The following is a 22,860-nucleotide window of genomic DNA, read 5'->3' on the forward strand; positions in this document are numbered from 1 at the left end:
TTGAGTATACTTGGTTGAAGCAGACGCATGGTTGAGGAAACGTTTGGAAAAGGGGTGGCGTGATGGAAATCTTACTGGTGGATGATGAGGTTTATACGATCCGGATCCTGCAGACGGCCATTGACTGGGAGAGCCATGGAGTGGGGCAGGTATGGTCGGCGCTCGGAGTGGCGAGGGCGAAGGAGATCGTGAAGGAGCATCCGGTGGACCTGATCATCTGTGACATTGAGATGCCCAAAGAGACCGGACTGGATTTTCTTACATGGATTCGGGAGAACCGTTATGACACGGAAATGATTCTTCTGACCTGCCATACGGATTTTTCCTATGCAAAACAAGCCTTGGGGCTGGGCGCCTATGACTATTGCGTGAAGCCCATTATTGTGGAAGATATTGAGCGGGTCATTGCGGAAGCGCTGGCGCACATCCAGGAAAAAAGGAAGATGCGGCAGGCGTGGGAAGAAAAGGATTATCTGGAAAGAAGGCGCAGGATCGTAGATCGGAATTTCTGGAGAAATACACTGGAAGGACGCAGCGGGGATTCACCGGACGAACTGCTGACGCAGGCAAAGGAAAACAATATCAGGCTGGAGTTGGACGATACTTTTTGTATGGCGCTTTTTTCAGCCAAATTTGTGGATCTGGCGGGGGAAACAGAACCAACGGATTATCTGAAGATCACCCAGGATTATTTTGACCAGATAGATCCGGAGACGGTTCTGGTAGAGAACGTAAGCCGTGATAAATGGACGGTCCTGATGAAGAACAGGGCTCCTTTAGAATTCCGGAAACTTTGTATGGATTATCTGGTCATGCAGCGTAAAAAGCGGGAACTCCGGCTGATCGGCTGTTATCAGACCGGGCTTTACTGTGAAGAACTTGTGCCGGCATACAAGAAGCTGCATGAAACAGAGATGATGATGACATTTTATCAGGAAAATTTGTGGGATGTGTGCCGTGTGGAGCAGGAAAAGCTGGTGGATGTGGAACTGACAGCCGACATGGAGCAGCTTTTGTACAGCGGAAGGTTTGCGGAATTCGCGGATCATCTGGACAATTATCTGCAGAAAAAGCAATGGAAGCACCCTGTTTCCGTGGCGGCACTTTATACTCTGCGCGCCGATATCTGCCAGAGCCTGGATGTGTATCTGAAAGGCCGCGGGATATCTGCCCATTCGCTGCTTCTGGATGAGGAATTATGCAGGAGAATGAATGAGTCTACAGTGTCTGTGGAGCATATGATGCGTTTTGTACGCTGTCTGGCGCAGGTCGTACCCTACGAGAACGATGTGACAGACATTACCAATGCGGTAAAAAAGTATATTTTTCAGCATCTGTCTGAAGATATCGTAAGAGACAGTATCGCGGAAGCACTGTATATGAATGTAGACTATATCGCACGGGTATTCAAGCGGGATACGGGAATGTCGATCTCCCAGTATATCAACCGTGAGCGGATCAACCAGGCAAAGCTTCTGATCGCCACCTCGGATATGCCGGTGGGAGATGTGGCGGAATCTGTAGGATATACGAATTTCTCTTATTTTTCTAAAATATTCAAACAGTTTGAGAACTGCACTCCGAGAGAGTATAAGCTGCGTATGAAAGGAACTGCCATGAAGTAATGTAAAGTTATTTCATGGCAGTTTTTCGGAGTCGTTTTTGTGATAATTTTCAGGAAAAATGATAATTTACATGGGAAAGAAATAGATTTTAGGAAAGAGAGCCCAGGAGAGTATGATATAAAGTCCGATTTGTTGCGGTTCGGGTCGCTTTAGAGAGAGAAACCAGAAAAGAAATCCGGTATAGTAAATGCATCAAAAGAAAACGCCGTGTCAAATATACGGAGGAAAGGAAGGGAGATTTATTATTATGAAATGGAAAAAGGGAATGGCTGTTTTGACAGCCGCGGCATGTCTGGCAGGCTGCCTGGCGGGATGTTCAGGTTCGGGTTCGGACTCAGGGTCAAAGGAAAGCAGTAAAGAAGAAAGCACAGAGATCAAGGATATTACCTGGATGTACGCACAGATGTCCGGTATGATCCCGGAAGACCTGCAGAAGGTGGAGGATGCGCTGAATGAGATCACGGAGGAAAAGATCCAGGTACATGTAAATCTGAACCCGGTATCGTTTGCGGATTATCAGAACCAAATCAGCCTGATCATGGCAAGCCAGGAGAAAATGGATATCATTACGACAGCAGGCTCCAATATCTGGTCCGCATTGTTAAGCCAGAGGCAGCTGACACCGTTGAATGACCTTCTGGATGAGTATGGTGCGGATATCAAAGATACGGTACCGGAGGATTATTTCCGCGGGACCACGGTAAATGGGAACATCTATGCGGTTACGACAAATGGAACAAAATCAGATAATTATAATATTGTTCTCCGCAAAGACCTGGTAGATAAATATGATCTGCAGGATGAGGTGGAAAAGATCAAGGCCAGTGACAGTATTTTAGATATGGATGAGAACTTTGAGATCCTGGAAGGGATTTTCCAGGTGATCAAGGAAAATGAGCCGGAGATGGAGATCTTATTCCCTTGGGGCTCGAACATGGGGATCAATTATGACCAGCTCAGCGACAGGCTGGGAGTGATGATGTACGATGGAGAGGATATTGAAAATCTGTTTGCCAGCGAAGAGTATAAGAAGCTTTGTGAGACCATCTATGGATGGGCGCGGGATGGCTATATCATGAAGGACGCGGCGACCACCACAGAGTCGGCAGGCTCCCTGATGAAGAGCGGACGTCTGTTTGCGTATACGTTAAGCTCCGGGCGCGGAAATTATATAGATCCCGGGGCGGCCAATGGCTATGAGGCGTATTGTGTAAACCTGCGGAAACCGTCTATCAGCAACAACAGTATTACCCTGTTCGCAAATTGTATCCCGACTACGACGACGGAGCCGGAAGCTGCCATGAAGTTTTTGAATCTCCTGTACAGCGACGCTGACGTAGTGAACCTGATGGCCTACGGGGTCAAGGGAGAGCATTATGTAGAAAAGGAAGACGGCTGGATCGCATATCCGGATGGTGTGGACGCAAGCAACAGCAAATATCCGGGAGACCAGACTTATATGTATGGAAATGCGTTCCTGCTTGCGGACCATGAGACCTATACCACCCAGAGCGCTGAAGAGGGAAAGGCGTATGACGCGGGAGCCTACATTACAAATTGTATGGGCTTTAATTATAGCTCCGATGAAATTAAGAATGAGGTCGCTGCCTGCTCCGCGGTATTGAATGAGTTCCGTACCGGGCTGGAGATGGGGGCCATGGATCCGGCGACAGAATTACCTGCTTTTCTGAAAAAACTGGAAAAGAGCGGGATCAATGTAATCATAGAGGAGAAGCAGAAACAGCTGGATGAATGGAAGGAAACACTGAAGGAATAGAAACAGGCATCCGTAATCTGATAAAACAGAAAAAAATGCTGCTGCAATACTGCGGCAGCATTTTTTAAGAATGAGGTAGAAGATGAAAAGTAAACAGGGAGAAATTATGGCCAACAAGAAAAAAGCAAACTGGAAGGCACAGCTTCCGCTGCTGCTTATGACAGTGCCGGGAATGCTGTATCTCTTTATAAATAACTATATTCCGATCTGCGGACTTTTTATAGCATTCAAGGACATTGATTATTCGAAGGGGATTTTTAAGTCGGACTGGAATGGATTTGAGAATTTTAAATATTTGTTCCGTACGGAGGACGCATTTATCATTACACGGAATACCATCCTTTATAATCTGACATTTATTATTCTGAATGTGGTGATCTGCGTGGCCGTTGCCGTCATGCTCAGTGAAGTGTCAAAGAAGTTTATGATGAAATTCTATCAGACGGCGCTGCTGCTTCCCCATCTGATCTCCATCATCATCATCGCGTACATAGCCTATGCGTTTTTGAACAGCGATACAGGATTTATCAACCACAGCATCCAGGAGGCCATGGGAAGGGATCCGGTTAATTTTTACGCAGACCCAAAATACTGGCCGTTTATCCTGGTGATCGTACAGGTGTGGAAGACCATGGGGTATACGTCGATTATTTACTTTTCCGCGATCCTGGGTATAGACAGGAGCTTGTATGAGGCAGCCGTAGTGGACGGGGCGGGAAAGATGAAACAGATCTTCTACATTACACTGCCGCTTTTACGACCGACGATCATCACGATGGTGCTGATGAATGTGGGGAGGATCTTCTATTCAGACTTCGGGTTGTTCCTGCAGGTGCCGATGAACCAGGGGGCACTGTTTAATGTGACCAACACCATTGATACCTACGTGTACCGCGCGCTGCTTTTGAACAACGATATCGGAATGGCGAGCGCGGCAGGTCTGTATCAGTCGATCGTGGGATTCCTTCTGGTACTCGGAGCGAACCTGCTGGTACGGAAGATGGATCCGGAGAATGCATTGTTCTAGGGAGGAGCTTGTAATGAGAAAATTAAAAAGTGAAACTACATTTCAGATCGTGATCAATATCATCTTGATTTTTCTGACCTTGTGCAGCCTGCTGCCGTTTGTGCTGCTGATCATGTCTTCCGTGACGCAGGAAAGCGCGCTGATCGCTGACGGCTACCAGTTCTGGCCCAGGGTATTCAGCCTGGATGCCTACCGTTACATCATCGCAAGGGCAGGAACGATTTTTAAAGCCTACGGGATCACCATGCTGGTGACACTTGTGGGGACGACGATTTCCCTGATCATTACGCCGCTGCTGGCGTACCCCCTTTCCCGCCAGGACTTTAAGCTGCACAATGTAATGTCTTTTCTGGTATTTTTTACCATGCTGTTTAACGGCGGGCTGGTACCCACCTACATGATGTGGACGCAGATCTTCCACATCAAAAATACACTTCCGGCGCTGATCATCCCGGCATTGCTGCTCAATGCGTTCAATGTAATGCTGATGAAGAATTATTTCAAAATGAATATCCCCTATTCGCTGATCGAGGCGGCGAAGATCGACGGGGCGGGTGAGTTCTTTATCTTTTACCGGGTGGTGATGCCGCTGTCCAAGCCGATCATGGCAACGGTGGGATTATTCGTCGGGATCAATTACTGGAATGACTGGATGAACGGTCTGTATTATGTGACAGACGCAAACCTGTTCAGCCTGCAGAACTTCCTGAACCGTATGATGCAGAATATCAATTACCTGGCAACGGCGGAAGGCGCGGAAGTAGCGCAGGGGTCAATGATCATGCCCAGCTCTTCCATGCGGATGGCGCTGGCGGTGATCGGCGTACTGCCGATCATGGTATTGTACCCGTTTTTCCAGAAATACTTTGTCAAGGGTATGACGGTTGGCTCGGTGAAAGGGTGAGAGCTGCGCTGCTGTGAAGAACCGGCAGGGTTCATCCGGGCAAGGGCAGCGTGATCGTAACGACAGCACCGGAGTCATTGGAAAGCAGCATGGAGGAATCCGGGCATTCCAGATCCAGACGCTGGCGGATATTTACAAGGCCGATGTGCTGCCCGTCTCCCGGAGTGGATGGGTGGGAGTTAAATTCATCCATCAGCTCCCGGGGGAATCCGCATCCATTGTCGTGTACGGCCAGGACCATCCGGTTCTGCCGTATGCAGGTCCGGATTTCGATGACCAGAGGCTCATAGGGCTCTAAGGCATGCTTGAAGATATTTTCTACCAGGGTCTGGATAGTCAGGATCGGGATCTCAAAATCATTCAGGTCAGGATCCAGACGATAGTTGACGGTGATCTGGTCCGGATAGCGAATCCGCTGCAGGGTAAGATAATTTTCCAGATGCTCCAGTTCGTGGCGCAGCGTGGCGGTCCGGATGGTCAGGTTCATAGTATTGCGCATGTACTGCGACAGACATTTGACCACTTCTGTAATCTTTTTGTTTTCCTTCATCTGTACCATCACACCGATCGTGTTCAATATATTGATAATGAAATGGGGCTTGATCTGGTGCTGCAGGTACTGCAGCTGGATGTCTTTTAGGCGGAGCTGCTTTTCGTAGACATCAATCTTCAGCATCTGGATTTCGTGGGACATACTGCTCAGGGCCTGGTTGATGTGGAGGACTTCCTGGGGCATGCCCTCATTGGAAGGCGTATAGTCCAGATTGCCGGATTCGTACTGGGTGATCACAGCCAGAACCTGGTTCAAGGGATCCTTAATGATCCGCCTTAAGGCAGTGTTGGCAACGGCGATGGTCAGCAAAGCAAATATGCTGACTCCGATCAGGAACCGCAGGCTGACACTCATGGTCGCCAGATAATGTGATTCGGGCGTGCTGACAGAGAGCACCAGGGGAGCAGCGGAGGATGCCTGGCTTGTAGTGATGTAAGTATGTGTGGATAATGCCTCGGCAGGATCCGCGCCCGGGCTGGAGGACAGATATTCTCCCTGCTCATCTGTCAGGAAAAGAAATGCGTCAGGATAGGGAGACAGACCGGAGACTTCGGGCAGCAGGGAATCCGTGCTGACCCAGGAGCCGTAGCAGAAACCGTTCATCCATTGCAGATACAGCAGGTACCGGCGCCCGTCCAGCTCTTTGAGATGCCAGCCGGAAAAGGCGCTCAGGCCGGTCTCTTCCATGATGGAAGAGACCGTGTCCTTGATCTTGAGCCGGGTATTGTAGGTCTGGGGCGAGTTGGGGGAATTGTTGAAGACATAGCCGTATTCGTCATTTTCCGCGTCATAAAGAAACAGGCCCTCACAGTGGTTTAAAAACAGGATATTGGAAGAAAAATCAGAAATAATATCTGATTTTCTTCGGTAGATATCACCAGAGCCGAGGGCGGAAAAGTCCGGAGCGCCTTCCTGTATCCGGTACATGTGCAGGGAAGAGGAGATCCTGGAGAGGCACTGGTCCAGTTCATTCATATATAAATTCAGCGCCTGCTGCTGCGCGGCGGTGAACTGGCTTTTTACCATATGCAGGCTGTAAAGACTGAACACAAAAACAATGGTAAGAAGAAACAGAGTGATGGATGTATAAATAGTTCGGAGCAGCTTTACCATGCTGTAAGATTTATGGCGTATCATGAGGTTCCTCCTCCTAATTAATGTAGCGCCCCCTCCCTTTGGCCGAGGACATGTTGCCGGAAGGCATTTGGAAAAATGCTCCTTGGAGCATCCAACCGCACAGCTGGCAATTTAGTTGTAACACAGAATAGGAAAAAAGGCAATGGGATGTAAAGATATGCGGTGTTTTGCAAAAGAAATGCCATAGAAAGAAATGGTCTGGAAATTGTATAATGCAGACATAATGAAGCACAAGGAACGGTCAATATAAATGCATCAGTGTTATTACCGCAGTCCGGAAGGCTTCATACGGAATACAAAAAATAGTAGAAAGAAGGGGCATTATGAAAAAATTGAAATTAGGAATCATCGGCTATGGTTTTATGGGGCAATGGCACAATAACCATGCGGGAACCCTGGAGGAAGTGGAGGTTGTGGCAATCTGCGACACCGATCCTGCCCAGCTGAACAAGGCGCCGGATACCGCCAGCCGCTACAGCGATCATAAGGAGCTTCTCAAAGATGAAAGGGTAGAATGGGTGGTGATCTGTGTGCCCAATCATCTCCATTGCCAGATCGCCATTGATGCGGCAAACGCCAAGAAGCATCTGATCGTGGAGAAACCCTGTGCGTTGAATGTGGAGGAATTTGACCGGATGTATGCGGCGGCAAAGGAAAACGGCGTGATGTTCACCGTGGATCAGAACCGCCGTTGGGACCGGGATTATTCCATGGTGAAAAAGGCATGGGAGGAAAAACGGCTTGGGAATATTTTCATGGTGAAATCCAGCCTGTACGGTGTGTTCGGGAAAATGCATGACTGGCACGAGTACAAGGAATACGGCGGCGGAATGCTTTATGACTGGGGCGTGCATCTGATCGACCAGATGCTGGATCTGATTCCGGAGAAGATCCTGCAGGTCTGTGCGGATATGAAATGTGCGGTGAATAAAGAGGTGGATGATTATTTCCGGATCCTGCTGTATTTCGAAAGCGGCCTCACTGCAGAGATTGAGCTGGGAACCTTCCTGCTTGGAAAGATGCCGAGGTTTTATGTGGCAGGTGACCAGGGAACGATGGTAGTGGAAGAGATCAAGGCGGAGAACGGCGCCATTTACCGGGCAGGGGAATTCCGGGAGGCTTTGCCGGAAACGGTGAAGAATCTGGACGCAGGCCCTACAAGAACATTTTCCACGAAGGCGGAGGATGTGGTGTATACGGAGGAACTGCCGGTGATACAGCGCAGACACAATGATTGGAATGATTATTTCCGAAATATCGTGGGAGTGATCAACGGAAAGGAAGAACTGATCGTGAAGCCGGAGCAGGTGCGGCGGGTGCTGCAGGTCATGGAAGCGGCGCGGGAGTCGGCGGCGATCCGCAGATCGGTGAGCTTTGAGCAAAGAAGGAACTCGTAAAACAGGAAATGGAGGAAAGAAAAAAATGAAGAATGGTAAATTACAGATGGCTTTTATCGGGTGCGGCGGGATTGCGTTTAACAAGCATTTTCCATCTCTGGCAGAGCTGCCGGAGCTTTGTGAAATGGTGGCTTTTTGTGATATTGTCGAGGAACGTGCGGTGAACGCCGCAAAAGAATACGGTACGGAAGATGCAAAGGTTTATACGGATTATAACGAGATGCTCAAAGATGATGCGATTGATGTAGTACATGTGCTGACACCGAACGTGGCGCACTGCCCGGCTACGGTCGCGGCATTTGAGGCGGGCAAGCATGTACTCTGTGAAAAGCCGATGGCACATACTACGGAGGCGGCACAGAAAATGCTGGATGCATGGAAAAAATCCGGGAAGAAATTCACTGTTGGTTATCAGAACCGTTTTCGTCCGGAGGTGCAGGAGCTGCATAAAGCATGCCGGGAAGGAGAATTGGGCGAAATCTATTTTGCAAAGGCACATGCTATCCGCAGGCGCGCGGTTCCTACATGGGGTGTATTTCCAGATAAATCTCAGCAGGGCGGCGGTCCGCTGATCGATATCGGAACCCATGCGCTGGATATGACATTGTGGATGATGGATAATTATAAGCCGAAGTCTGCGTCCGGTTCGGTATTTTATAAGCTGGGGCATCTGCAGGAAGCGGCAGAAAGCAATATTTTCGGGCCGTGGGATCCAAAGACCTATGAGGTAGAGGATTCTGCGTTTGGATTTATTAAAATGGAAAATGGAGCCACCATTTATCTGGAAACCTCCTGGGCACTGAATATGCTGGGGGCGAAGGAAGCGGCTGCGACATTGTGCGGAACGAAGGCGGGGGCTGAGATCAATTCCGGTATGAGTGTGAAGGATAAGGAAGATAAGCTGGTATTTAACAGGGGACATCACGGAAAGCTGACAGAGGAACATTATTCTCCGGGCAAGGCAGTGGCTTATTTCAGCGGCAAGGAAATGACGGACGGAGTGTGCGAGGCGAAGCAGTGGCTGGAAGCGATCCTGAATGATACGGAGCCGTTGGTAAAGCCGGAGCAGGCATATGTGGTGACCCAGATCCTGGAAGGAATCTATAAGGCGGCAGAGACAGGGAAAGAGGTGTTCTTTGACTAAAAGCAGTATAAAAGATATGCCAAAGTATCATCTGGTGTTCAGATAGGAGTGTGAAGAGATGAAGTTAGGTCTGGTCAGCGCGATCCTGGATGGGTTGAGCTTTGAAGAAATGATTGATTGTGTGGCGGAGAATGGACTGGAATGTGTGGAAGTGGCATGCTGGCCGAAGGGGAAGGCAGAACGCAGGTACGCGGGAGTGAGCCATATTGACGCGGCGGCGCTGGATGAAAAGAAGTGTGCGTATATCCGGGAATATTGTGAAAAGAAGAAGGTGGAGATTTCTTCCCTGGCTTACTATCCCAATACCATGGATCCGGATATGGAGAAGAGAGATGTGTACATAAAGCATTTGCACACATTGATCGACGCGTCCGCAAGGCTGGGCGTAAATATGGTCACCACATTTATCGGGAGGGATCCGAAAAAGACTGTGAGTGAAAATCTGGAGCTGGTGAAGGAAATATGGCCGCCGATTTTGGATCATGCGAAGGAGAAGGGCGTGAAGATCGCGATCGAGAACTGCCCCATGCTGTTTACGGAGGACGAATGGCCCGGCGGGCAGAATCTGATGACTACACCGGCAATCTGGAGAAAGGTATTTGAAATCCTGGATTATGAGAATCTGGGGATCAATTATGACCCGTCCCATTTTGTATGGCAGCAGATTGATTATATCCGTCCGCTCTATGAATTTAGAGATAAGATCTTCCATGTTCATTATAAGGACATCAAGGTCTATCCAGATCGGCTTGCGGATGTGGGAGTGATGGCAGTTCCGCTGCAGTATATGTCACCGAAGCTGCCCGGACTGGGAGATGTGGACTGGGGAAAATATGTCTCTGCGCTGACGGATATCGGTTATGACGGGTATACCTGTATCGAGGTGGAGGATAAGGCTTATGAGGCTTCCATAGAGGACGCAAAAAGGGCTGTGAAACAGAGCGCGGGATATCTGCGGAATTTTGTGGGATAAAAATGCTGCTAAAAGGAAGTTACACTGCCACTAAGCTCGAAAAGACCTCGCTAAGTGGGCAGGTAACTATAACTCGCACTTAGCACCTGAAGGACAGGTGCTAAGTGCTCATAATAGGAGGGAAGAAGAATGGCATTGAAAGTAGGGATACAATTATATTCGGTCAGGGATTTGATGGACAGGAATCCGCTGGGGACGATCGGGCAGGTGGCGGATGCGGGATACCGATATCTGGAAACTGCCAACCACAGGGCTTTGGAAGATGACGGAGTGGGATTTGGAGTCAGCCCGGAGGAATTGAACGAGGTGCTGGCAAGATCCAGAAGTAAGATCATCAGCGCGCACATTTTTCCGTTTTGTGAGGAAAATTATAAGAAGGTGGTAGAGTATAACCAAAAGATCGGAAACCATACGGTCGTTTTCCCGATGGAAGTTTTCCGGGATTATGATGATACGATGCGGAAGATCGAAACCTATGAAAAGATGGGGAAGATGGCGGCGGAGGAAGGGATGCGGTTTTTGTATCATAACCATTACCAGGAGCTGCAGGAATTCCATGGGCATAAGGTGCTGGACCTGATTGTGGAAAATACGGACCCTGCCCATGTGAACCTGGAGCTGGATACTTTCTGGGTGCTTCGGGGCGGTGTGGATCCGGTGGAGCTGATGAAGCGTTATGGTACACGGATCAAGATGCTGCATCAGAAGGATTTTGCGAAGGATACGAAGACACCGGTGAATATGTTCGATGTTGTGGGAAAGGAGACCTATATTACGAGAGAGGTATTTAACCAGTACAAATGTAATGATGATTTTGTGGAGATCGGATATGGGCAGATGGATATCCAGAAGATCATTGATACAGCGCTGGAGATCGGCAGTATTGAGTATATCGTGCTGGAGCAGGATGCCACGAAACTGGATCAGCTGGAAAGTGTAAAACGCAGTATGGAGGGATTCCGGAAGTTTGAAGGGATCGTATGGGAGTGACGGCGAGGCAGAACAGCTTATGGAATCCAGCCTATCTTTTGCTGGCAATTTCCAATTTTTTTAGCTGGCTGAGCTATAATATGGTGGCTCCGGTCATTACCGGGTATCTGCAGAACTTGGGGGCAAGTGTCTTTGTGTGTGGGATCGCTGGCGGATTGTTCGCGTTTACCTCCTGCCTGTCCCGCCCCTTCAGCGGCATGATGTCAGACCGGATGAACCGGAAAATGCTGATGAGCGGGTTTACGATGCTGATGGCGGTATCACTGCTTTTGTACTCTTTGGTCCCGAATATTTTTGTGATCTTGTTTTTTCGGGGGATTCATGGGATCGCGTTTGGGATTTCCAGTACGGCAAGCCTTGTGCTGGTCAGCGAAAGTGTGCCGGAGGCCCGGCTGGGCGAGGCGGTCAGCTACTACGGCGTGATGTCGGTGGCATCCATGGCTGTGGGACCGGGGATCGGGATCTGGCTGAGTGAAACACTGGGATATCTGTATTGCCTGCTGATCAGTACGGCGGTCCTGTTTCTGGCAGGGATCGCGACAGTGCTGTTTCCTTATGAATATACACAAGGGGGATCCTGTAATCTACATCCCGGGAGTACAGGCGGAACGCATCCGGCAATGGACCCAAGGGTATCCCGTGCAAAAACACCGGACAGAGGGAAGCGGGAAACACGGTGGCTGTCTTTCGGGCAGTTCGTAGAGCCGAAGCTGCTCGGGCTGGCAGGAGTGAATGCGGCATTTACCATGATGAACGGGGTAGTCAGCGCATTCCTTGTTGTATTTGCAATGCAGCAGGGGATTGAGGGAGTAAGCTGGCATTTTACGCTGAATGCGGCGGTACTGATTTTTTCACGGATTATCCTGGCACGGAATATGAACAGGTGGACGTTAAAACAGAATCTGTATCCGGCGTTTGTATGCGGGATTTTTGCGCTGGTTTTGATCGGCGGGGCAGATACATTGCAGATGCTGTTGGCGGCTGCCGTAGTCAAAGCATTTGCCCAGGGCATGTCCCAGCCTGCGATCCAGACGGAAGGGCTGCGGATGGTGAGGCCGGAACGCAGGGGAGTGGCGTCCAGTACCATTTATATCGGCGGAGACCTGGGACAGGCTGTGGGGCCGATGCTGGGCGGGGCGGTGGCACAGAGCGTCGGGTATGGGATCATGTACTGGATCTGCGCGGTTCCGATAGCGGCGGCATGGGCGTATTTTTTCATGAGGGAAAAAAGGAGCCGGGAATAGCGGGGACAGGATGGATTGAGCTCAAATTGGGAAAATTCAGACTTATGTTTCTGACAATAAATAAAATATTCTATATTTCCGATAAAAACCGGATATACAAAAAATAACTCGTCATGCTTTTCATATGATTCTAAAAACAATCAAAGAAATTAGCAGACAGGTTAGCTTCATTAAATAAATGACCGTAGAAGATTAAAATACCAGAAGTATATCAAAGTTGAAATAAAGACTTTTGATGCACTTCTGGTACTTTTATTTCTGTAATCTGCCATGTTAACCCAATTAGATAAAAAAATGAATCATTTTTATAAAATTTTACAGTTTTTTCTCTGCTGTAAAGGTATATAATTCAGAAAAAGCCCTGGAGGAAAAATGTATGAACAGCCTGTTTCATTATGATGGATACCTTAACCGGATATTGACAAAGCTTATGTATATTGTTGCGCTTAATTTGCTCTTTCTTATATGCAGTATTCCTGTCATTACGATCGGTGCTTCCTGTACTGCCATGTATACGGTGCTTTTTCGGTTCGTAAGAAATGACGAACCGGATATTTTGAAAACATTTTTTAAAGCGTTTCGGGAGAATCTAAAAAAGGCCTCTTGTATCTGGGCGGCAATGTTGGCTGCTGCAGGTACATTGGCAGTCAATTATTATGCTCTGTACCATATGGACGGGGGATGGACAGAAGCATTGCGTGTGTTTTTCAATTTTATTTTTATAATATGGGTTATGCTGTGGGTTTATATATTTCCGGCAGCTGCCTATTACAAAAATAGTGTTTTAGGGTATTTTCAATTTTCTGTTCGGGTGGCGATTGCAAATCTGCCGGTTACTGCGGCAATCATATTAATACAGGCGGTAATGCTTTTGGCAATCCTATTTTTTGCACAGTATATGCAGATGGCAGTAATACTGTTGACTTGCTGCGTTTTTTCACTTCCGGCATATTTTTCGACAGGATTTCTTGTGAAAATATTTGAGCGATTTGAAGATGATGATTTGAATTGATATATTGATATGCTTTGTTGAGGGGCTTTCACAGATTTGGGAGGTTTTGAAAAATGAAGGAAACCAAAATAAAATGGATATGGCTGCCGGAATGGACAGCAGAGGATAAAGAAAAACCGATTCTTGCTTTGTTCTTAAAAAAGGCAAATTTAAAGACAGAACCAGAAAAAGCATTTATAAAAATTTCAGCGGATACACGATATAAGTTGTATATTAATGGACAATTGGTGGAAATAGGACCCAGTCGTGGAGACTGTCAGATCTGGTATTATGATGAAATCAATATAACGCCTTTTTTAAAAAAAGGAATCAATGTTTTTGCCGTACAGGTTTTGCGCTATCCCATGGAAGCGAGGAAGGGAAATTACGGCATGTTTCGAACGGAATATCCTGGGTTATATGCAGAGGGTTCTATCTTGGATGTAGAAGGAAATTGTGTTATACTGGATGCAGATGAAAGCTGGATGTGCCGTAAGCACCCGGGGTTTCAGATTGTATCAGAATCTGAAAGTTTTGCCCCGCTGCAGATTTTTGAAGCATGCAATGGAAAATCGGAATTGAAAGGCTGGATGCTGCCAGAGTATGATTCTATGTTATGGATGCATGCCCGGCTATATTCAGCTATGAGCCCGGCTGTTAGTCCTGGAAACCTCCAGCCAAGAACGATTCCCTTTTTATATCGAAAAAGAAGCAGGTTTCCAGGTGTGACAGTAGTGCGTGAATCTGTCAATAGTAAAGCGGCATGGGAAGCGCTGCTGCAAGATGATCAGAAACTTACGATCCCCGGACATACAAAGGAAATCCTGGAAATCAATGCCGGGGAGGAAATGACGGCTTATGTTAACCTTGCCGTAGAGAGAGGGACAGGGGCGAAGATTAGATTGCTGTATTCCGAAGGATATGTACAGGATGGATATCATAAGGAGTTTCCTATAAAAAAGAATCGGAATGATTGGATAAACGGGCATCTGGACGGATTTGAGGATTATTACCTGTCTGCGGGATATGGTAACGAGGATATCCCCGAAGAGTATGAGCCTTTCTGGTTTCGGACATTCCGATTCATCCGGCTGGAAATTGAAACAAAAGAAGAGCCTTTGATCATATCTCGATTGGACTATACGGAAACGGGTTATCCATTGGAGGTAAGAACACAGGCATCGGCTTCTGATCCGACACTGAAAGCGGTTTGGGATATCAGCGAACGGACCCTGCGCCGTTGTATGCACGAGACATACGAGGACTGCCCGTTTTACGAGCAGCTGCAATACGCAATGGATGCACGGACAGAAATACTGTATACCTATGTACTTTCAGCGGATGACCGGCTGGCCAGAAAGTGTATAGATGATTTCAGGCGTTCACAGCGATATGACGGTCTGCTGAATTGTTCCTATCCATGTGTTATGCCAAATGTAATTCCTGGTTTTTCCATTTATTATATCTTTATGCTGTATGATCATATGATGTATTTTGATGACAGAGAATTATTGGAGGAACATATGCCGACGATGATGGGGATTTTAAATTATTTCCACAGAAATCGTGCGGAGGAGGGATATGTAAAAAAATTAGGTGGGTTAAATGGAAGAGGGACAAACTGGTCTTTTATTGACTGGACACCGGAATGGGACGATACCACAGGAGTACCCTCTGCCATATTGGAAGGAGCGATCACAATGGAAAGTCTTTTGTATGTGGCGGGCCTTCAGCATGGAGCCGCAATTCTGAAACATTTGGGGCATAAGGAACAGGCTGATTTCTATTTGGAACGTGCGCAGGCGGTTCAGGTTTCTATCCGAAAGTATTGTACAGGCGAGGACGGGATGCTGCAGGATGGACCGGGGATTGAACAGTACAGCCAGCATGTCCAGGTATTTTCAATCCTCACGGAAACGATAGATCAGGAACAGGGGAGAAAAAATCTGGAAAAGACATTGCTCTATCCGCAGGATTATGCCCAGTGTTCTGTGGCAATGGCATTTTACCTGTTCCGGGCATTACAGAAAGTAGATTTATATAAATGGACGGAAGAATACTCAAAACTATGGCTAAGGATGCTGGAAAAAGGGCTGACCACCTGTGCAGAGGATGAGGTTGGCGAACGCAGCGACTGTCATGCATGGGGGGCTCTGCTCCTTTATGAACTACCGGCTGCTGTATTAGGCGTACAGCCGGCCGGACCGGGATATCAGGCAGTCATCATACGGCCGGAGCCGGGGAACCTGGAGCATGCAGAGGGCAATGTCTGGACTCCAAAAGGAATGATTCGGGTAAGTTGGAGTGTAAAAGGCGAAGGCGCATTTTCATATGAAGGTCCGGAGAATATGGAAATCATTGCTGATACCAGTCTTTTGGAAAAGGCATGGTGTCAGTAGATTACAGAACAAAAAGGAACCAGGGGATGGGCGAATGGAACATCGGAAAAAGTGTTTGGGAAACCTGAAACAAATGGGTGTTGCGCCCAGAATGGCGACTGCGTTCATCATTTTGATTATTGTGCCTTATCTCTTCCTTGCGTCGGTCATATTCTGGTTTTATGAAAAAAATGCTATTTCCAATCTGACAGAAGCTACAATGGATACGATCACCGTAGCGGCAGCAGGCATTCATTCCGCGATGCTGGAGCGTGAAGATGATTCTATGGCTGTTTATTACAACGGCTGTGTAGAAATGCTGGGAGCGGAGCGGACGTTGACAGAGCAGGAGGAAAAACAGATCACGGAACATCTGTCTGCCTCTAGCTATGCCAATACAGGAGTACGGGCCGCATATCTGAAAGCAGGGCGGGACGTATTCCATAGCGGCGGTAATTATGCAGAAGTGCTGGATGTTATGGAACCTTATGAGGAAGAGATCGTAGAAGCAGGCGGCAGGTGCCTGTGGTACACAACTGACCAGCTCCATGGAAGCTCCTATGAAAATAATTATATACTGGCCCGTTCTCTGAACAGTGAGACGAAAAAAAATGTAGGAATCTTATATCTTGTCTTAAGCGATAAGATGATTACCGATGCGCTTGGAATGGTGTCTACAGAATATGCGGAATGGTATTTAACGAATGCTCAGGGGATTGTGCTGTATGCTTCGGATGTATCAAAGATGGGAGAACATGTGGATGTGTCTGCGCTCAGTTTGAAAAAAAAGCGTACCTGTCATACGGTTTACAATGAGCAGGGGCATGACGAAGTAATGGTGGCCTACAGTTTGATGGATGTAGGGTGGTATTGTATTAGTAAAATACAGCTGCGGGCAGTCCGTAAGGATGCGGTTTCTCTTGTGATACCGATTATGGTGATTGCCCTTGTATGCATTTTGTTTATGCTGCTTATGCTTTACATGCTGAGGATATATGTGTTCACTCCGCTCCGGCTTTTGAAAAATTCTATGGATGAATATGCGCAGAAAGAAATAGGAGAAACCAGGATAAGGATTGTAGGGATCGGCGAGTTTAAGAGCCTGTCAGAGCATTTTAACAATATGACACAGCGTATCAGCCGGTTAATGAAAGCCTATAAAGAAGAAGTGGATGAAAAGAACAGGCAGCGTATGAAAGCATTGTCTGCGCAGCTGACGCCGCACTTTATTTATAATGCGCTGAATACGATCAAATGGGTGGCAGTTCTGAATCATCAGGAAAAGATCCAGCATCTGGTGGAATCTTTGGTAAATATTTTTATGAATTCTGCCCGTGCGGATGACGAAACCTACACATTGGGGGATGAACTGGAGCTGATAAAGAATTATGCAGTGATTCAGAAAGCAAGATTTATGAATTTTGAGTTGGAGATTGAAGCGGAAGATGGATGCCAGGACTGCAGGATTCGAAAGCTGCTGATCCAGCCTATTGTGGAGAATGCTATCGTACATGGCCTGAACCGGGGCAAGGTAAAGGATGGGAGGATATGGATAAAAGCCTGGATGGACGAAGAACTGCATATATCCGTTGAGGATAAGGGGATCGGATTTGATGTGGAAAAGTGGAGGAACTGTCCCAAAAAAAATGAAGAGCATACCAATATTGGCGTGATCAATGTAGAAGAGATCATCTGTCTGGAATATGGGCAGGATTACGGTCTCAATATTGAAAGCGCTCTGGGAAGAGGGACAAAGGTTATCTATACATTACCAAGGAAGATGAGAAATGATACGCGCGATTATTGTAGATGATGAGGTTCTGGCCGGCGTGGGGATACAGTCCCTGATTGATGGACAAGAGGATATAAGTGTTTCCGGTGTATTCAGCCTGCCGGAAGAAGCGATTGAGTTTCTGAAAGAAAATGTGGTAGATATCGTTATTACAGATATAGAGATGGCAGACATGAATGGACTGGAACTGATACAGGTAGTTCGCAGTGAGAACCTGGCCAGTGGTATTATCATTTTAAGCTGTCATGATGATTTTTCTTATGCGCAGGAAGCTATTTCAAAAGGAACAGACAGCTATTTGCTAAAGCACAATGTTTCCAGGGAAATGCTGGTAAATGAAATAAAAAAGGTGTATCAGAAAACAAGTGATTTTGGAATGAACAAGGTACGGCGGGCATCGCAAGGAACGGAGCAAAAACTTCTTGCAGAGCGTGAAATTTATGTGGTGGGGATTTTACGGTTTGACACACCGGAGTATCTGATGGCAGATGTGGACAGGATGATGCTGATGCATCTTTTGGAAAAAATTGTGTCACACTATGAGATGGGTACACTTTTCGCTCCTTATAACCGTGAGATGTTCATTGTGTATCAGTTCCGCAGGGATATGCCAAAAGGTGATAGACAGGAGCTGTTATATGAGAATCTGTCAGTCATTAACAAAAATATCCGTCAGTATATCAATGGAAAAATTGTAAATGGAATTAGTACGGAATCCGATGATCTAAAAGAAATGCGGGAGAAATATGATGAAGCGGTTTCGGCAGCGGATCTGTGTTTCTATGATTCTTCAAAAACAGTCTTTGTTTGGCGTAATGGAAATAAAAAGCCTGTATTAAATGAGTTTTCCAGAGAAAAACTTCTGGAAAATAACGGTCTGGAGATTCTGAGAGACGAGCTAAGGGATTTTGTGCGACAGGCGTATTTCAGCCAAATGGAGGTGTGGAGTCTGAAAGGGCAGCTTGTTCCAGCAGTCAGCCGGATGGTGTATGCCGTTCTTCAGGAGCATCGGTTCAGCGAAACGTTACAGGCGAAATGGAGTGCGGAGCATCTTCGAATATCAGCTGCCGCACAGGCGAAAAATGCGGATATTTTACAGGAACAGTTATTGGAAGTAGTCTCTCAGTTTCGTCAGGAGTGTCTGGCAGATAGGAACCAGGATGAATTTGCAGAGGTGCTGGCCTATATTGATGAGAACTTGTCAGATAAACTGTCCCTAAAGGAGCTTGCGGAGAAAGGATGCATGAGTATCCCTTCTTTCAGCCGAAAGTTTAAGGAACGTATGGGAAAAACGCTGATCCAATATCTCAATGAATGTCGTATTGAAAAGGCAAAAACTCTTTTGGAAAATAAAAATCTGTCCCTGGAGCAGGTGGCGGAGGAAGCTGGATTTTCTAATGCAAACTATTTGATACGTGTATTTAAAAAAATAACCGGGCAGACGATAGGGGAATATCGGAAATGAACTGCCGGGAAGCTGGTTTGGTCATAGCAGGATTCTGTATGAATGGCACAACTGGTTCCTGGCAGTTTTTGTTTTTATTCCAGCGAAACAGCAAGTCAGGCAGCCATGCCTGCATGGATATTTGGCGGCTGTGATAAGATTTTGAATGAGAATATCATTTTTTGAAGAAGTGGCCGGATCACTTTATCAAATTGTGAAGAATGATGATTTATGTGTTACTTGTTGAAAAGCAGGGGATTTTTTATAATGTAATCAATCAAAAGCGGCAGCAGCCGGATTCAAATTCAAAGAGAAAAGGAGAACTTATTATGAAAAAGAAGTTATGTTTGGCAATGACAATGGCTATGGTAGTGTCACTTGCAGGATGCGGCGGAGGCGGGGCGTCATCTGACAGCGGAGCTTCTGATAACGGCGGAGATTCAGGAGAGGGCGGTGTGTCTGGTTCCATTACCATATGGGAGCATGATTACAGCTTTGAGGACAGTTTGGAACAGATTATAGCAGGATTTCAGGAAGAGTATCCAAACGTAGAGGTAGATTACGAGATCAAAGCGGATGGTGATTATTACAGCCTGCTTCAGACAGCGATTCAGTCCGGTTCCGGTCCGGATCTGTTCTGGACAAATGGAACGGCAACCGCAAATATGCCGGATCTGGTGAGCAATGATGCCTGTGCTGATCTGACAGATCTGGTGGATTATTCTTTCATTTCTGACGCGGCTATGGATCTGGCAACGATGGATGACGGTATCTATTCTGTGCCATGGATGACATTAGATACCCGTACCGTATTCTATAACAAAGATATGTTTGAGGAAAATAAATGGGAGGTTCCAACAACATTCAGTGAATTTGAAGATCTTCTGGCTGATATAAAAAAGGCTGGCATCACTCCTATTTCACTGGCTCATGATTCATGGTCCGCATTATTTGCCTATGAGCCTGTTCTGGCAGCCTATGATCCAGAGTATTGCGAAGGACTCCGTGACTACACAAGCAAGGCCGATGACGATGCGGCACGAGAAGCGCTGCAGAAAATGGTAGATTGGGCAGAGGAAGGCTATTTTGGCAGCAACTGGACTGGGGTCATTGATAATTCAGCACAGATCCTGGCATTTACGACGGGAGCAGCGGCTATGAACATCGCAGGTTCCTGGGACGCGGCTACGATTTCAGAGAACAATCCGGATTTGAACTTTGGCGCATTTACCATTCCGTCCGAGGATGGCACGACAGGCCTGGTAGGAACCTCCGCGAATGGGTTTTCTGTAAACGCGGCTTCTGAGAACATGGATGCGGCTGTAGCTTTTGCAAATTACTGTGCAAGTAAAGAAGCGCAGACGATATGGGTACAGTCCCAGGGCGCGGTTTCCGGAAGCGAAGAAATTGAAGCAAGCACTGAGATCGCAAAGGAAATTTCGGAAAGCGGCGGAGGGAATACATACCGGAGCTGGCAGAACGTATTGAGCAGCCATTCTTCTACTGGAAATGCGTCTACAATATGGGATTCTGATTTTATGAAGGTATTTGATGGACAGATGACCGTGGATGAATTAATGGATGAACTTGGAGCAGAGATGGAGTAACCTGTAAAAACAAAGAAATGGAAGCTGTGGCGTGTCAGAAAGACCACAGCCTCCAATATAGAAAAATTTGGAGGTAATCTCTATGAAGAAAAACAGGAATTATCTGTTATTTATTACACCGGCATTTATCCTGTATTCAATTTTTATCGTCCTTCCTATTATTATTGTCATGTTCCTTGGTTTTACGGACTGGTCAGGAATGGGAGATATTCACTTTGTCGGTATCAAAAACTTTATAACAATCTTTACAGATTCACGCTTTGCGCCGGAATTTTTCAATGCATTGAAAAACAACCTGAAGTATTTATTATGTGTCTGGCTGATTATCACGCCATTCCAGTATCTGGTGGCATACTTGCTGTATATCAAAATCCCGGCGCATCAATATATTAAATTCATGGTATTTCTGCCGTATGTCATCAGTACCACGATCGTCAGCTTTTTCGCGACACTGATCTTCAACCCGAATATTGGATTTTTGAATACATTTCTGACCAGTATAGGAATGGAGCCGGGGGCATGGTTCGGAGATCCGAAGTGGGCTTTCAAGCTATTGATCATTCTGATTCTCTGGCAGGGATCAGGATCAGGAATTATGATTTTCTATTCCAACTTTATGGATATTTCCCAGGATGTCATGGAGGCTTCCAGGATTGACGGATGTACGGAGTGGCAGCGTTTCCTTCATATTCTTCTGCCATTGTCTCTTCCGTCCTGCGCATCGAATATCACAATGAGTACGATCTGGGCGCTGGCAATCTTTGATCTGCCGTTCATACTGGGCGGATCGAACGGCGGTATCAATGGAACGTTGGATTTCGCGAATACGGTATTTTACCGGTATACTTTTGGAAGCGGCCTCAATGGAAAATCGGATTTAGGCTTCGGGGCATCTATCGTAGTAATCATGTTTATCGTCATGATGGTGGTAACCTTGATCCAGAATAAGGTGCTTACAAAATTCGAATACGACAATTAAGGAGGGGACATTTATGGCAAAACAAAAACAGGCGGATTTTTCCCAGGGCAGCGGTGAGGTGCTCTCAACCAGTGGAAAAGTAATCCGGGGGATCTGTTCTTTGATTATGATATTATATTCCTGCATTACGATTTTTGTCCTGGTTGTTACGGTAATGGACTCTCTGAAAGCAAAAGGAGATCTGGTTACAAATTTTGTGGGACTGCCGAAGGCGGTTTCCTTTTCCAGCTATGCATCGGTTTTGATAGACGGGGACTTCCTCCTCTATTTTAAAAACAGCTTGGTATTGACAGTGTGTGGAACCGTCGGCTGTATTCTGCTGTCTTCCATGGCTGCATATGGCATTGCCCGTTATCAGTTTAAAGGAAAAAGCCTGCTGACCGGTTATTTTATGGTAGGTATGATGGTGCCGGTGCAGGTTAGTATCCTGCCGCTGTTCATCATTTTAAGGAACTTAGGACTCCTGAATAAGCTGTCAGGCCTGATTCTGGTATACATATCCGGAATCTCTATGTCCTGCCTGATTTTTCAGAAATTTTTCCGCACAATCCCGGCGGCATTGGAAGAATCTGCCAGGTTGGACGGATGCAGTGACTTACGGTTGTTCTTTAAGATTATTCTTCCGATCACAAAGCCGGTTATATTTACGATGGCATTGATCACTGCAATTGGGCAGTGGAATGACTTTTACATGCCGATGGTACTTTTAGGAAATAAAAATGTAACGACACTCACACTTGCTATTTATCGCTATGTAGGACAGTTTACCAAATACATGAGTGAATCCATGGCAGCCGTTGTTATTACCCTGATACCAATCATTATTATTTATTTTGTATTCTCATCCCAGATTGTAGAAGGGCTGACTGGTGGGGCAGTGAAAGGTTAGAAGGCAATT

17 protein-coding genes are annotated in these 22,860 nt (G+C 46.7%); 16 read left to right on the plus strand and 1 reads right to left on the minus strand.

Going from position 1 to position 22,860, the window contains the following annotated elements; genetic code table 11:
* The first annotated feature begins 62 nt into the window (after positions 1 to 62).
* From EBB54_RS03025 to EBB54_RS03040, 4 genes are all read left to right on the plus strand, one after another.
* Complete coding sequence (locus EBB54_RS03025; protein ID WP_125126291.1) at positions 63 to 1,625, plus strand: response regulator transcription factor; 1,563 nt, start codon at positions 63 to 65, stop codon at positions 1,623 to 1,625.
* Between the two features lie 247 nt (positions 1,626 to 1,872).
* On the plus strand, positions 1,873 to 3,402 hold the full coding sequence (locus EBB54_RS03030) for an ABC transporter substrate-binding protein (protein WP_162307064.1): 1,530 nt from the start codon (positions 1,873 to 1,875) through the stop codon (positions 3,400 to 3,402).
* Between the two features lie 82 nt (positions 3,403 to 3,484).
* Positions 3,485 to 4,429 carry an ABC transporter permease gene (locus tag EBB54_RS03035; RefSeq protein ID WP_243127495.1) on the plus strand — a complete coding sequence of 315 codons (945 nt, stop codon included), beginning with the start codon at positions 3,485 to 3,487 and terminating at the stop codon, positions 4,427 to 4,429.
* 13 nt (positions 4,430 to 4,442) lie between these two features.
* A complete protein-coding gene (locus EBB54_RS03040; protein ID WP_125126293.1) occupies positions 4,443 to 5,333 on the plus strand; it encodes a carbohydrate ABC transporter permease in 891 nt (296 codons plus the stop codon).
* Between the two features lie 31 nt (positions 5,334 to 5,364).
* Here EBB54_RS03040 and EBB54_RS03045 read toward each other — a convergent pair whose 3' ends face one another.
* A complete protein-coding gene (locus EBB54_RS03045) occupies positions 5,365 to 7,023 on the minus strand; it encodes a sensor histidine kinase (RefSeq protein ID WP_125126294.1) in 1,659 nt (552 codons plus the stop codon).
* 323 nt (positions 7,024 to 7,346) lie between these two features.
* Here EBB54_RS03045 and EBB54_RS03050 point away from each other — a divergent pair, with 323 nt between their 5' ends.
* From EBB54_RS03050 to EBB54_RS03105, 12 genes are all read left to right on the plus strand, one after another.
* Complete coding sequence (locus EBB54_RS03050) at positions 7,347 to 8,420, plus strand: Gfo/Idh/MocA family protein (RefSeq protein WP_125126295.1); 1,074 nt, start codon at positions 7,347 to 7,349, stop codon at positions 8,418 to 8,420.
* 25 nt (positions 8,421 to 8,445) lie between these two features.
* Complete coding sequence (locus EBB54_RS03055) at positions 8,446 to 9,564, plus strand: Gfo/Idh/MocA family protein (protein ID WP_125126296.1); 1,119 nt, start codon at positions 8,446 to 8,448, stop codon at positions 9,562 to 9,564.
* Positions 9,565 to 9,622: 58 nt separating this feature from the next.
* Entirely contained in the window at positions 9,623 to 10,537 is a 915-nt protein-coding gene (locus EBB54_RS03060) for a sugar phosphate isomerase/epimerase family protein (protein ID WP_125126297.1), read from the plus strand.
* 129 nt (positions 10,538 to 10,666) lie between these two features.
* Complete coding sequence (locus tag EBB54_RS03065; RefSeq protein WP_125126298.1) at positions 10,667 to 11,527, plus strand: sugar phosphate isomerase/epimerase family protein; 861 nt, start codon at positions 10,667 to 10,669, stop codon at positions 11,525 to 11,527.
* Complete coding sequence (locus tag EBB54_RS03070; RefSeq protein ID WP_125126299.1) at positions 11,518 to 12,771, plus strand: MFS transporter; 1,254 nt, start codon at positions 11,518 to 11,520, stop codon at positions 12,769 to 12,771. The genes EBB54_RS03065 and EBB54_RS03070 overlap by 10 nt, the downstream gene beginning before the upstream one ends.
* Positions 12,772 to 13,201: 430 nt before the next feature.
* Positions 13,202 to 13,783: a YesL family protein gene (locus EBB54_RS03075; protein WP_243127864.1), complete on the plus strand. Its 582-nt coding sequence runs from the start codon at positions 13,202 to 13,204 to the stop codon at positions 13,781 to 13,783.
* 704 nt (positions 13,784 to 14,487) lie between these two features.
* Complete coding sequence (locus EBB54_RS03080) at positions 14,488 to 16,161, plus strand: alpha-L-rhamnosidase-related protein (RefSeq protein WP_243127496.1); 1,674 nt, start codon at positions 14,488 to 14,490, stop codon at positions 16,159 to 16,161.
* 34 nt (positions 16,162 to 16,195) lie between these two features.
* On the plus strand, positions 16,196 to 17,953 hold the full coding sequence (locus tag EBB54_RS03085; RefSeq protein WP_162307065.1) for a sensor histidine kinase: 1,758 nt from the start codon (positions 16,196 to 16,198) through the stop codon (positions 17,951 to 17,953).
* On the plus strand, positions 17,928 to 19,397 hold the full coding sequence (locus EBB54_RS03090) for a response regulator transcription factor (RefSeq protein WP_125126303.1): 1,470 nt from the start codon (positions 17,928 to 17,930) through the stop codon (positions 19,395 to 19,397). The genes EBB54_RS03085 and EBB54_RS03090 overlap by 26 nt, the downstream gene beginning before the upstream one ends.
* Positions 19,398 to 19,705: 308 nt before the next feature.
* Complete coding sequence (locus EBB54_RS03095; protein ID WP_162307066.1) at positions 19,706 to 20,983, plus strand: ABC transporter substrate-binding protein; 1,278 nt, start codon at positions 19,706 to 19,708, stop codon at positions 20,981 to 20,983.
* Positions 20,984 to 21,065: 82 nt separating this feature from the next.
* On the plus strand, positions 21,066 to 21,962 hold the full coding sequence (locus EBB54_RS03100) for a carbohydrate ABC transporter permease (protein WP_125126305.1): 897 nt from the start codon (positions 21,066 to 21,068) through the stop codon (positions 21,960 to 21,962).
* Positions 21,963 to 21,975: 13 nt separating this feature from the next.
* On the plus strand, positions 21,976 to 22,851 hold the full coding sequence (locus EBB54_RS03105) for a carbohydrate ABC transporter permease (protein WP_125126306.1): 876 nt from the start codon (positions 21,976 to 21,978) through the stop codon (positions 22,849 to 22,851).
* Positions 22,852 to 22,860 lie beyond the last annotated feature (9 nt).

It is taken from the genome of Schaedlerella arabinosiphila (genome assembly GCF_003885045.1).
GTDB classification, from domain to species: domain Bacteria; phylum Bacillota; class Clostridia; order Lachnospirales; family Lachnospiraceae; genus Schaedlerella; species Schaedlerella arabinosiphila.